Raw genomic sequence first — 12225 nt, forward strand, 5'->3', positions numbered from 1 at the left:
AGGTCCGGGGTGGCTCGATAGCATCAGAAGGTGACTTCTCAGGCAACCGCGCCGGCGGACAGCAACACCTGGCCCCGGCTCATCTCGGCTCTTATCAACGGTACTGACCTCACTGCGGACAATACCGCGTGGGCTATGGACAGAATCATGTCCGGGGAGGCCACCCCCGCGCAGATCGCCGGATTCCTGGTTGCCCTCAGCGCCAAGGGCGAAACCGTGGACGAAATCTCGGGCCTGGTGGACGCGATGCTGCGCCATGCAACACCCATCGATATTCCTGGTCAGAAGCTGGACATCGTGGGTACGGGCGGTGACCAGCTCAATACCGTCAACATTTCCACCATGTCCGCCCTTGTTGCTGCGGGCGCCGGAGCGAAGGTCGTCAAGCACGGTAACCGTGCAGCGTCTTCGTCCTCCGGATCGGCTGATGTGCTGGAGGCGTTGGGGGTCAGGCTCGACCTCCCGGTGGCCCAGGTGGCACGCAACGCGGGGGAGGCTGGAATCACTTTCTGCTTCGCGCAGGTGTTCCATCCGTCTTTCCGTCACACTGCCGTGCCCCGCCGGGAGCTCGCCATCCCCACCGCATTTAATTTCCTGGGCCCGCTGACCAATCCTGCCCGGGTGCAAGCCTCGGCGGTGGGAGTGGCGAATGCCCGTATGGCTCCGCTGGTTGCAGGCGTCCTGGCGAAGCGGGGCAGCCGCGGGCTGGTTTTCCGTGGCAATGACGGGCTGGACGAGCTGACTACTACGGGCCCCTCCACCGTTTGGGAAATCCGCGACGGCGCTGTCTCTGAGCTGAATTTTGAGCCGGCCGAGCTGGGCATCCGTCCTGCGACGGTGGAGGAACTCCGTGGCGGGGACGCAGAGGCGAACGCCGCCGTCGTCCGTGATGTCCTGGCCGGTAAGAGCGGTGCAGCGCGGGACGCGGTGCTGCTTAATGCGGCCGCCGGGCTGGTGGCTTTTGATGAGTTGTCCGACGGCCCGTTCCTGGTCCGCATGCGTTCGGCGCTTGCCCGGGCCGCAGAGTCGATTGATAGCGGTGCTGCCGCTGCGGTCCTCGATAAGTGGGTTTCCCTGACGCGGCCTTGATATAGGTACAGGAAAGGATGCGGGCCCGGCTTTACAGCCGGGCCCGCGTCGTTTCCAGGGAAGTGTTCCTACTGTTCGAAGCCGAGAGAGAATGCCGCGTCGAGATCGTGTTGCGAGTAGGCACGGAAGGCAATGTGTGTGGTGGTGTGAACCACCGCGGGCACCTTTGACAGCTTGTCGGCAATGACGTCGGCCAGGTCCTCGTGCCGGGCGACGCGGGCAACGGCGATGAGGTCCCATTCGCCTGTGACGGAATAGACCTCGCTGATGCCTGGGATCGCGGAAATTTCCTCGGCGGTTTCCGGGATGCGCGCGGCGTCGGTCTTGATCAGAACGAATGCGGTGATCACTGTTCAATCCTTCCGGATCTGTTGGCCGTAGCTGTGCCCGGCAAGACTCTGTGGTGATGCCAGCCTATTACATGCGCCGTGTCCAACAGGCGTGGACCGGACGCGTGGCCGGCGGCGACATTACCTCTTTCTAAGCCTGCGTACCAGCGCAAGAAGTGCGCGGTAGCCCACCAGGAACAGCCCCAGGCTCAAGAGCGCTACAACCACGAAGGCCACCACCACACTCTGTCCCGTCACGGCCCTTAGAATCATGCCGCCGGCAACGGCGCCAAGCCAGATCACGACGCCGGTTGCCATGGACAGCGGACGCTGCCAGGCCCGCCCCGCCAACCAGGCGATGGCGGCCCCGGCCAGGAACGGCCATGCGGTGAGGAACACTCCGGTGACGACGTCGCCGCGCTGGTGGGCATCCCTGCCGATGGCCGCGAAAACGAGGATGAGGACGACGTCGGACAGTGCCGCCACCGTGATGGCGCGCCTGCCGCCGGTTAAGGATTGGTGCTGGGTCCAGGTCATGGCTTCGAGCCTAACCCGGCGACGGCAGCGGCCTGGTCCTGATGTTTGCCCGGCTACGGGGGATTACGGAAGATGGGTGGGACAACATCGGTGCTTATCAAGCGGGAGGCACAGTGCGCCTGATCCAGGTGGCCCAGCAGGCACAAGACCTCCAGCGGGCCGCAGAGTTCTATTCACAACTGCTCGGGGTGCAGCCAGCGGCGGTATACGACCCGCCGGGGCTGCTGTTTTTCGATCTGGACGGCATCCGGCTCTTGCTGGAGCGCGGCGCACCGTCGTCGGTCCTCTATCTGGAGGTGGAGGACGTCCGGACCAGCATCAGCGTCCTGCAGGGCAGGGGAGTGGAGGTAGTTGCGCTGCCGCAGGTGATCTTCCACCATGGCGACGCCACCCTGGGTCCGGCAGGAACCGATGAGTGGATGGCCTTCATCCGTGACTCGGAAGGGAACACGGTGGGGCTGGTCAGCCGGCATCCACCGGCCGTTGTGCCGGATGCGGCCCCGGACTAGGCTCTAGCCGGAAAGGAGCAACCATGCAGAAGATTTCCACATGCCTGTGGTTCGAGAACCAGGCCGAAGAGGCCGCCGAGTTCTATGTGTCAGTCTTCGGCGACTCCAGGATTCTGGACGTCTCGCGGTTCGGCGAGGGCGGTCCCGGTCAGGTTGGGCAAGCCATCGCCGTGGACTTTGAGATCGCGGGGCGAAAATTCCTCGCTCTGAACGGGGGAGCGGCAGCCAACTTCACGGAAGCCGTCTCCTTTGTGGTCGACTGCACTGACCAGGAGGAAGTGGACCGCTACTGGTCGGCGCTGACCGACGGTGGGGCGGAGAGCCAGTGCGGGTGGTTGAAGGACCGTTTCGGCGTCTCCTGGCAGATCGTGCCGTCGGTCCTGGGCTCGCTGATTGGCGGTCCGGATCCGGAGGGTGCCCAGCGGGCAATGCAGGCCATGCTCGGGATGCAGAAGCTTGATATCGCCGCACTTCAGACGGCTTATGACGGTTAGGAAGCTCTGGGCAGTCCGGGCCTCCCCGGCAACGGGGTCGTTGCCGTAGCCTGAAGCACATTTTGCCGTCGTGCATCATCCCGGCCCCGGGGCCTGACGTAGAAAGCAGGGGGAATCGGAGTGGCGGAAACACCGCGGTTCCCGGTCCGCCACCACCGGGCGCCGGGCGCTCTACAAAAGGGCTCGTTGCTAGGTCGAGATCCCTGAATGCGCGTGACGGCACTATTTGCCGGCGTGGACAGTGCACCAAAGCTGCTATGTACCGCTACCCCGGAAAGGATTAGGATCGGGCCCGTAATCGATCATACGAAAGGGAAACTGTCATGGAGTGCATTACTTGGTTCGCCCCGATTCTGCCCGGCAAACTGGAGGCCTGGAAGGCGTTCGACGATGAAGCCAAGGGGCCAAGGTGGGCAGAGCACGACCGGTCCCGAAAGCGCATGGGAGTGGTTCGGGAAGTGGCTTCGCTAATGCAGACGCCGGAGGGGGACTTCGTCTGCCTCTTTCAAGAGGCCAAGGATCTCGCCAAGGCCTTCCAAGGGCTCGCGCAGTCGGACGATCCCTACGACGTGTGGTTCCGGGAACGCATCATGGACGTTCACGGATTGACGCAGGAAATGCTGGAGGGACCCCCACCGGCAACGGTCACCTTCGATTATCACAACGACGAGGGCTAGGCCGAATCCCGTTCAGTCAACATCCCCGGATTGTGCATTCGGGGGCGTGGTCCGGATGGGGCCACTGCAATCGTGCCGTTGGGGAACCCTGGACGGACGCTTTTTTACGCAGGTAAATGCGGCAAGTGACTGAACCCGCTTCTCTCCTGACGGGCGGCCAGCTCCAAGACTTCCCGTGCGACCACGTCTGCTGATTTGTCCGAAGAATCCACCATGAAGTCATCCAGTGACTGTTTCACTAGGATGTTCTCTAGCTCGATAGCCCGGTTCAAGTGCCAGAGAAGCCCGTCCGGGTCATTCTGGTGGCGGGCGTTCAGGCGGGTCCGGAGGACCGATTCATCGGCGGTAATCCGACAGACTTTAAGTGGCCTGCCTCCCAACGCCTTTCGATAGCGCGGAATTTCGGTGGCATCCTCAATGACGCCAGCAAGTACGAATGCCTCGACGCCGGCGTCAGCATAATTTTCGACCAGCGATGCGAGATTGACCATCTCGAGCTCATGGTTGAATCTATCGCTCGGTGGTGCTGGCCAGGCCTGGCGTATCGAATCCAGATCGATGATGGCGTGGGCAACGGCTTTCTGTCGCAAGATCCTCCCGATACAACCAGCTACCGTCGTCTTGCCGGCGCCGACTGTTCCATTCAGGAAGACCCCGAATTCGTCGCTCTCCCAGTCCCGTTGCTGGTAGACGGCAGGCTGCCTGCGCAGTAGCGGGTCAAGAACCTGGGCCTCGAGTCTGGGCCACCACCCGGAAAAGTCGTTCCAGGAAACGAAGTCATCGATTTGAATGACCGGTGCTTTCAGCAAGAAAGCCAATTTGCCCGCGAGGGTGCTCTTGCCAGAGCCCGAGGGCCCGTCGATTCCGACTATCTTGATGCCGCTGATAGAGGGCGCATGCGCCACGGCATTTTGGATGCGCGATAAATTGTTGTCCACGTGACAATTATTCATGGATAGAAGGCCGAGGCTGGGTGGCATCGCTGTTCTGAAAGCCGAACAGCACGGCCGCGGGGCGCGATGGCCATTGAGTCTACTGGTAACCGTGCATATTCACTTTGGAACTATTCAGCGTCGGTCGACGGAAACCGCTCCGGATGCTTAGGATCTCTTCCTCGTTCTCGCCAGTACTCGTCCCTCTGCCATAGCGAGAATCTGGTTATTTGGACGCCCATTACGAGGACGGCGATGCCGAAGAGAATGGTCCGAGTCCAGAGCCATGGCTCCGAATCGACACCAACGAGGCTTAGGACGGTGGAGATCAGCATGATGACCATTACTGGAAGGAACCAGCGGAGGATGCGTTGAAGCCTCCGTTGCAGTTCTTCCTTTGTTGCCACCATTGCCTCCATTAGTCGGGCTGCCATCCGTTAGTCGGGCTGCCATCCGTGAGGCCCGTCCCAGATCTCTAGGGAGTGGCTATCGATCGATTCCGATGGTGTCAGTCATTATCCGCGTCGCCTAGATTCTTGGATAGCGGGACCAGGGCTCGGCGGCCGCGGTTGCGTGCTTCTGGGTCACTTGATAGCTGTAGCCGAGCATTTCGGCGACGAGCGGGGCCGGAACTTCGGTGACGAGCGCGCGGAGGGATGCGTTGCGTGCACCGAGGAGGTTGATGCCGATTTCCCTGAGGCGCTCCATGAGCGTGTTTGGGTGGATGTGTTGCCCGGGCCGGTAGCCGGGGAACAACCATTCGCTGCCTGAACTGCTGCCGGTGCGCAAGTTGGGGCGTGCGGCCAGGTGTTCTGTGAGCAGTGACGCGAACGGCTCCGGTACTGGTGCAGGGTCGCCTTCGCCGAGGGACAGGCGCAGGCCGTCGGGCGTGAGGATCACGTCGGTGCTTCTCATCGCGGCGATCTTCACGACCGGCTGGGCGTAGAGCAGCAGGAGAGTGGCGGCGACCCGGTAAGGCAGGGTGTCTATGTTGTCGGTCAGGCAGGCTTTGAGCATTCCGAGGCGCTGGCCCTGGGTGAGCAGTGGCACGGTCTTGGCCTGCCGGAATCCGATGGTGATGTTGGTGCAGGTCCGGTTCGTGACCGCCCAGACGAAGAAGGTTCTGATGGCGTGCCTTGTGGTCGGGCCGTCGGCCAGCCAAGCGTCGACGTCGGCCTGGACGCACGAGGCGACGGTCCGTCCGTGGGTGAGCTTGAGCCAGTTGAGGAATTTTATGGTTTCGCTGATTTCCTGCTTCGCGCTGTGTACGGGACCGCGGGTGGGCTTCCCCTCTGCGGAGAGGCTCCGGATGCGTCGCAGGTGGTGCCACCGGGCAAAGGATTCAACGGGTCGTCTGATGTCGACGTCGTCAACGTTCGCGAGCTTGCTCGTGAGCCAGCGTTGAAAGAGCGCGAGGTAGTGGTCCCTCTCCGGGAGTAACTTGTGGTGGGTGAGCAGGCTGCGCATGTGTTCCACCCGCAGGCTGTTTGGTTCCTTGTCCAGAGCTTCATGGCTGAGGGCGATCTCGCCGGTGGCAAGCCGGGCTAGCAAATCGCGGACACCGGTTTTACGCAGCCACGTGAGGATGCTTTCGGGGCGCTGGGCTCCGCAGAGCGCGCCAAGCAGTTTCGTCGCCGTGGTTTCCGATCCCCGGGCCTCGTCGACGCGCAACAGGACGGTGAGGTCGTCCCGAAGTGAGCAGCGTGCGCAAATGTTCTGGCGGTAATGCTCGGTTTCCGTGCCGCAGCCGGAGCAGTGGTAGTCCTGGGTGATACCTGCGCAATCGACACAGACCGGTTGGTCGCTGTGGGCAGCAGACCTTCCCGGGAGCATGCGCTCCGTTCGGCAGCCGGGGCAGGGCCCGTGAGTGCGCATGGCGACGGTGAAGCAGGTCCCGCAGATCCTGCCTTCTGGCCAGCTGGCGCGGTGCCTGCCGGCTGTCCGTGAGCATCTGTCGCAGGTGAAGTCTCCTGTCGTGCGGGGCCGGCCGCGGACGACAAGCCGCGGTGTGATTTCAGCCGTCATCGCGGATCACGCGGGCACGTTTTGGCCGGATGGTCTTGTTCAGGTCCACGACGTTGGCGTCGGAGGCGACCTTGCGGACCTTGGCGTCTGTTGCAATGACGGTGACCAGGTCCTCGGGTCCGCAGGAGAAGATATCGCAGAGAGCAGCGACCATCATCAGCGAGACACGTTCCGGGCGCTGGGTGACCAGCCGATATACCTGGGAGGCCGAGAGCTCGATGCCGCGTTCCTTCAGCAACGGGCCCAGGTCGGTGCTGTTGTGCATTCCGCGGGCTGCCATGAGTTCGGCGAGCCGCCACCGGTAGTCGATCTCTCGTTTCATGAGGTTCAGTCTTCCATTCCGGCAAGGGCGTCCCGGACGGTGGAGTCCAGGGCCCGGCGCAGCGTTTTGATCCGGTAGTCGCTGGAGACGGAGGTATAGAGGGCCGTGGTCGAGGCGTGTTCGTGTCCAGCCTGGTGCTGGACGAACAGGGGGTCCATGCCGGCTTCGATCAGGTGGGTGACGTAGGAGCGGCGCAGCGAGTGGATGTCCAGGCCGGGGGAGAGGCCCAGGTCTTGGCAGTAGCGGTTGAACCTGCGGTTCAGCGCGGTCTCGGAAACCAGGGTGCCGCGTTCGGAGGGGAACAGGTCCAGCCCGTCGGTCATGTGCGGGTGGCCGCGTTCCAGCCAGTCGGCGATGATCTCCGCCGACCAGTCAAACACTGTCAGGACGCTGCGGCGTTTCGGGGGAGAGCCCCGCATGGCCTTGCCATAGCGGACCTGCAGCACCCCGTACTTGCCAAACTCCCGCGCGTGGGGGTTCCTGGAAAAATCCACAGTCTGCAGGTGTCTGACCTCATTGCGTCGCAGCCCCCAGCAGTAGGCCACCTTGAACAGGACAGCGTCGCGGTAGGCCGGCAGCCAGCCTTTGCGGCCCAGAGTCGCGATCCGGTCCACCTCGTCATCGGCTCGGTCAAAGAAGGCCTGCAACTCCTGCCTGGTGAACGGGCGCCGGACAGGAGCTGACTCTGTCGCCTGCGCATGGACCGCGGTGTTCCAGTCAAAACATACCTGTGCAGGGTGCGTTCCGAAGTACTGTTCACAGACCCGGTCCCAGCCATACTCAGGCGACGCCGCATAGGCGCAGAACGCCCTCAGCGCTGCCTGGTAGCTCCGGATTGTGGACTGGGCGGCACGCTTCACGCTGCGCAGATCCCCGAAGAACTCGTCCACGTGGGCCGGCGTCCACTGCCACGGATACTCGTTCGTGGACTCCTGGAACCGCGTCACCAGCCGTTCCCGGCCCTCGATCGTGCCAAACGACAGGTTCCTACTCAGCTGCTGGTTGCGCCAGCCCGTGAGCATCTGTGTGAACACGTGGTCCTCCGGGTGAAGGAAACGCACAGCGCCGAAGTCGAGCACCCGCCCCGCTAAATCGACCGCCACGAACCCTCCTGATACATTGCATTGGATGCAAGAATCATGCAATTAATGCAGAATCCGCGCAAATCCGCGGATCAGAGGGCCCATTCCAGCTTGATGCACTCCAGCTTTTGAGGGCTGCTTGGTGGACCTACGAGTAGCCCCGCCGACCATTCGCGCGGTGTTTCCGCAGGTCACAGGCATATTTCTACTTCAAGTGACGCGGTACCGGGTGGCAATGGGCGGAGGAGGTGTGATCGTGCATCGGATGCAATAATCACTGTTCAACTTTACATAATGTAGATTATCGGCGTCATCGGAGAGTGGAGAGTGGCCTGCATTAAGCCGACGTTTAGCGGGCGACACCGGGGCTTCCGTTAGATGTTGCCGCACGTCTGGTCCGGCTGGTCGCCCTGTGGCCAAACCTATGATTTATGCCTCATGGAACGACATGCCAGGGATTGGCCTGATCCGCGCCGAGCAAGGCAACGTTTGGGTCACCGGTCGGCGCACACGCCGAAAATATCGCCCGACTTGCTCTTGCGTGTGGTAATTCCCCAGATGGCAACGCCTTTGCGTTTTCCGCAGGCCGTATCCAGCACCAGCCCTTCAAGCTGGCGGACAATTCGCCGGCCCCGCTTTTGTGTCCGGAACACAGGCCGGCGGCACAGGAAACGGCTCCCCGGCCAGCCCGGCCATTGTCTAATCCCCTGTGCTCGCCAAGAATGAACCAATGACGGTCTATGTGCGTTCACTCGAAACTGCTGTTCCGCCCACCGTGCTGGTTCAGACCGAAGCCCGGGACGTTTTTGCAGCTCAGCCGGGCCTGACCAGGCTGGGCTCGCGGCTGGTGAGTACTTGCTTCGATTCAGCCGCCATCGATACGCGCCATACCGCCGTCGAAGAAATGACCATGGCGTTCCGTTCGGACGATCCGCAGTTCTTTGATCCATCTACGGGCCTGCTCCTGAACCCCACCACCAAGGTGCGCAACGAGATCTTCGCCCGGGAGGTAACCAAACTTTTCATCGAGTCCGCCCGGGCTGCCGTCGACGCCTGCCCGGATCTGTCTTTGCTTGACATAACCCACGTCATTACCGTCTCCTGCACAGGATTCTTCAATCCCGGTCCTGACTACAAGATCGTCCGCGCATTGGGGCTGGACCCGGCCGTCCAGCGTTATCACCTCGGATTCATGGGGTGCTATGCCGCCTTTCCGGCGCTGCGGGCCGCCAAGTCGTTCTGCGAAGCAGATCCGCAGGCCGTTGTCCTGGTGGTCTGTGCCGAGCTGTGCTCCCTGCACGTGCGGACCTCGAACGATCCCGACACCATCATGGGTTCGGCGCTGTTCGCCGACGGCGCGGCGGCAGCCATCATTACGGCCCGGAATGATCCGGACGCACCTGCGCTGATGCAACTGGACCACTTCGAAACCGTCCTTACGCCGGTCGGCGAGGAATCCATGGCCTGGAACATCGGCGACCACGGCTTCGAAATGGTGCTGGGCAACTACGTCCCCCACATCATCGACGACCACATCATCGGCGCCCTCGCGCCCCTTCTGGCCCGGGATCCCTCGTTGCGTGGACTCCCCTACCGGGACATCCGCCATTGGGCCATCCATCCCGGCGGCCGGAGCATCCTGGACAAGGTCCAGACGCGCCTTGAACTCACCGACGAGCAACTCGTTCCGGCACGGGATACGTTGCGGGACTACGGCAACATGAGCAGCGCCACCGTGCTGTTTGTCCTCAGGCACATCCTGGAGCAGCCGCCGGTGGAGGGTGAGGAACGCATCTGCTCCATGGCGTTCGGCCCCGGACTCACGGTGGAGACCGGGCTCTTCACGAAACTCCGCCAGGCAGCCACCGGGAAGCCGGCGGTGCAGCCGGAGGCGGCCTCGTCGCTGGTCTGACCTGTGTCCCTGATGCGGCAAAGGGCTGCGGACGCAGTGGAAATGATGGACCTGCCGGACTGTGATCCCACCAAACTGGAGCTCACGTACCGGCAATTCGAACTGGTGAACCGGCTGTTCTCCGGCTGGCGGCAGCTGTACCGCCGCGAGCTTCGCCCCCTGCTCTCCCACGACACTGAAACCACGCTCCTCGACATAGGATGCGGCGGCGGGGACCTGGCACGCCAGCTCGCCCTCTGGTCCGCCCGGGACAAGCTGCTGCTCGAGGTCACCGGCATTGACCCGGACGCCAGGGCATACAGCTACTCGTCACGCCGCCCGCACCACGTCGCAGTCCGGTTCCGCCAGGCGGACAGTGCCGACCTGGTCCGCGAAGGCCGCCGGTTCGACGTCGTCATATCGAACCACGTCATCCACCACCTCCAACCAGCGGACCTGGCTCAGCTCCTGGCAGATTCGCAAGCCCTGGCGCGCCGGATTTCCTTGCACAACGATCTCCGCCGGAACATCGCAGCCTACGCACTTTTCTCCCTGGCGGCCCTCCCCTTCCGCGGCTCGTTCATCCGTGCGGACGGCCTGACCTCGATCAGGCGCAGCTACACCCCGGCAGAACTCACCGCCGCCGCTCCCCCTGGCTGGCAAGTGGCGCGCCACTCCCCTTTCCATCAGGTCCTCATGCACGGTCCGGACCATCCCGATGGCTGACGTGGTGATCGTCGGCGGCGGACCCGTGGGTCTGTATCTCGCCGCCCTGCTGCTTCAGGAAGGCGTCGCGGTCCAGGTCCTTGAACAGCGGCTCCACCGGGAACACCACTCGCGGGCCATCGGCATCCATCCCCCCGCACTCGCGGCGCTGGACAGGGCAGCGGTGGCCAGCGCCATGGTTGACGCCGGCGTGCGGATCCGCGGCGGCATCGCAGTCAGCGGCCAGAAGACCGTAGGGTCAATGTCTTTCGCATCGGTCTCGGAGCGCTTCCCGTTTGTGCTGTCACTCCCCCAGGTCACAACGGAATCACTGCTGGAGCGGCGCGTACACGAACTCGACGGTGCGGCGCTCGTCAGGGGCGCCAGGGTGACGGAAATAGCGGACGACGGCGGACTGGTCACCGTCCGAGCTGCCACCACCAAGACAGGCGGTGCGGGCACCCGGATCACCTCACGGCTCTTGGTCGCCGCCGACGGCTCGCGGTCCCTGATGCGCAACCTGCTGGGCATCCCGGCCACGTCTCGAACGTATCCCGACCATTACGTGATGGGTGATTTCGAAGGTACCGGCGAAAACCTGAACGAAGCCGTCCTGTACCTCGAAGCCGAAGGGATAGTGGAATCCTTTCCGCTGCCGGGCGGTCTCCGCCGCTGGGTAGTGAGGATTCCCCGGCCCGAACCGGTCCCGGACGCCGTCGAACTGGCGCGGATGGTCCACCACCGCACAGGGATCCGGCCGGACCCGGTCACCAACACCATGCTCAGTAGCTTCAGCCCATGCTCCACGGTGGCGTGCCGATCAGTCTCGGGGCGGGCCGTCCTGATCGGTGATGCTGCCCATGAAATAAGCCCCATCGGCGGTCAGGGCATGAACCTTGGCTGGCTGGACGCGGCGGAACTCGCACCGATCATCTGTGATGCCCTGGCGGGGAATCCGGTTGGCCAACGCCTGCACGCCTATTCAGCCCGGCGTCGCAAGGCCGCCTCGGTGGCGCGATGGCAGTCCGAAGTGAATATGACGCTGGGGCGCCCGCTGTCGCCACCTTTCCTGGCGTTGAGGAACCACGCAGTCAGCGCGGTGTCCGGCATTCCGGCGGCCAACAGGCTGGTGGCCCGCCGGTTCACCATGCAGTAACCCCCGCGCGGGTCAGGAATTCACGAAGTAGCAGTCGTAACTGTCCTGGCTGATGATCAGGCCGTCCCGGACTTCAAAGACCGACGACGTCCGGGCGCGGATGGTTTCCCCGGCATCCCAGTACCGCAGGTCCATCAGCGTCCGCGCCGACCAGTCGGCCTCCACCACAACCCGACCGCCTTCGCAGGTAGTGCGGCGGATCCCGAACTTCTGGTCCGCCACTACTTCGCCGCTTTGATCGAGGCCAGCCATCGCCTGGTCCCGCGTCCGCGTGGAGCCTTCAGCCGCGAGCAGATGCGGCGCCTCGACCAGCACGAAGTCCGCAGCGAGGAAACGGCCGATGGCCCCGCCGTCACCGCCGGCTTCCAGGGTCCGGATAAAGTCCAGGACAAGTTCCAGTGCGTTGGGTTCGGACGCCATCAGTTCAGCCATGGCATCGACATTAGCCGACGCGGCCGACGCCCTGCGGCTTCCGCC

Annotated in this window: 15 protein-coding genes; 7 read left to right on the top strand and 8 right to left on the bottom strand. The window is 63.4% G+C overall.

The annotated features are described in order from the left end of the window. The first annotated feature begins 30 nt into the window (after positions 1-30). Positions 31-1089: an anthranilate phosphoribosyltransferase gene (gene trpD, locus MUN23_RS19600; protein ID WP_248760535.1), complete on the top strand. Its 1059-nt coding sequence runs from the start codon at positions 31-33 to the stop codon at positions 1087-1089. Between the two features lie 68 nt (positions 1090-1157). Here trpD and MUN23_RS19605 read toward each other — a convergent pair whose 3' ends face one another. Next, positions 1158-1439 carry an Lrp/AsnC family transcriptional regulator gene (locus MUN23_RS19605; RefSeq protein ID WP_058932444.1) on the bottom strand — a complete coding sequence of 94 codons (282 nt, stop codon included), beginning with the start codon at positions 1437-1439 and terminating at the stop codon, positions 1158-1160. A gap of 120 nt (positions 1440-1559) precedes the next feature. After that, entirely contained in the window at positions 1560-1955 is a 396-nt protein-coding gene (locus tag MUN23_RS19610) for a DUF3054 domain-containing protein (RefSeq protein ID WP_248760536.1), read from the bottom strand. A gap of 113 nt (positions 1956-2068) precedes the next feature. Here MUN23_RS19610 and MUN23_RS19615 point away from each other — a divergent pair, with 113 nt between their 5' ends. The 3 genes from MUN23_RS19615 to MUN23_RS19625 all read left to right on the top strand — a co-directional run bounded on the left by MUN23_RS19615 (position 2069) and on the right by MUN23_RS19625 (position 3635). Continuing rightward, positions 2069-2464 carry a VOC family protein gene (locus MUN23_RS19615; RefSeq protein WP_248760537.1) on the top strand — a complete coding sequence of 132 codons (396 nt, stop codon included), beginning with the start codon at positions 2069-2071 and terminating at the stop codon, positions 2462-2464. Positions 2465-2487: 23 nt separating this feature from the next. Continuing rightward, positions 2488-2958 (top strand): VOC family protein, encoded by a 471-nt coding sequence (locus tag MUN23_RS19620; RefSeq protein WP_248760538.1) that lies wholly within the window; start codon positions 2488-2490, stop codon positions 2956-2958. Positions 2959-3281: 323 nt separating this feature from the next. Continuing rightward, positions 3282-3635 (top strand): DUF6176 family protein, encoded by a 354-nt coding sequence (locus tag MUN23_RS19625; RefSeq protein WP_248760539.1) that lies wholly within the window; start codon positions 3282-3284, stop codon positions 3633-3635. A gap of 104 nt (positions 3636-3739) precedes the next feature. Here MUN23_RS19625 and MUN23_RS19630 read toward each other — a convergent pair whose 3' ends face one another. The 5 genes from MUN23_RS19630 to MUN23_RS19645 form a co-directional block, all read right to left on the bottom strand. After that, entirely contained in the window at positions 3740-4573 is an 834-nt protein-coding gene (locus MUN23_RS19630; RefSeq protein WP_248760540.1) for an AAA family ATPase, read from the bottom strand. 125 nt (positions 4574-4698) lie between these two features. Further along, positions 4699-5001, bottom strand: a complete 303-nt coding sequence (locus MUN23_RS23700; protein ID WP_371875941.1) for a hypothetical protein — start codon at positions 4999-5001, stop codon at positions 4699-4701. A gap of 94 nt (positions 5002-5095) precedes the next feature. Next, complete coding sequence (locus MUN23_RS19635) at positions 5096-6400, bottom strand: hypothetical protein (protein WP_248760541.1); 1305 nt, start codon at positions 6398-6400, stop codon at positions 5096-5098. Between the two features lie 181 nt (positions 6401-6581). Then, positions 6582-6914: a helix-turn-helix transcriptional regulator gene (locus MUN23_RS19640; RefSeq protein ID WP_248760542.1), complete on the bottom strand. Its 333-nt coding sequence runs from the start codon at positions 6912-6914 to the stop codon at positions 6582-6584. A gap of 5 nt (positions 6915-6919) precedes the next feature. Next, entirely contained in the window at positions 6920-8017 is a 1098-nt protein-coding gene (locus MUN23_RS19645) for a site-specific integrase (RefSeq protein ID WP_248760543.1), read from the bottom strand. 709 nt (positions 8018-8726) lie between these two features. Here MUN23_RS19645 and MUN23_RS19650 point away from each other — a divergent pair. Genes MUN23_RS19650 through MUN23_RS19660 form a run of 3 tightly spaced genes read left to right on the top strand, consistent with a single transcriptional unit; the run spans position 8727 to position 11748 of the window. After that, on the top strand, positions 8727-9908 hold the full coding sequence (locus tag MUN23_RS19650) for a type III polyketide synthase (protein ID WP_248760545.1): 1182 nt from the start codon (positions 8727-8729) through the stop codon (positions 9906-9908). Positions 9909-9953: 45 nt separating this feature from the next. Then, positions 9954-10613 (top strand): class I SAM-dependent methyltransferase, encoded by a 660-nt coding sequence (locus MUN23_RS19655; protein ID WP_248764149.1) that lies wholly within the window; start codon positions 9954-9956, stop codon positions 10611-10613. Then, complete coding sequence (locus tag MUN23_RS19660) at positions 10606-11748, top strand: NAD(P)/FAD-dependent oxidoreductase (protein WP_248760547.1); 1143 nt, start codon at positions 10606-10608, stop codon at positions 11746-11748. Before MUN23_RS19655 ends, MUN23_RS19660 begins: the two co-directional genes overlap by 8 nt. 12 nt (positions 11749-11760) lie before the next feature. Here MUN23_RS19660 and MUN23_RS19665 read toward each other — a convergent pair whose 3' ends face one another. After that, positions 11761-12180 carry a nuclear transport factor 2 family protein gene (locus MUN23_RS19665; protein ID WP_248760549.1) on the bottom strand — a complete coding sequence of 140 codons (420 nt, stop codon included), beginning with the start codon at positions 12178-12180 and terminating at the stop codon, positions 11761-11763. Between the last annotated feature and the right edge of the window lie 45 nt (positions 12181-12225).

The organism is Pseudarthrobacter sp. SSS035 (assembly GCF_023273875.1).
Taxonomy (GTDB): domain Bacteria; phylum Actinomycetota; class Actinomycetes; order Actinomycetales; family Micrococcaceae; genus Arthrobacter.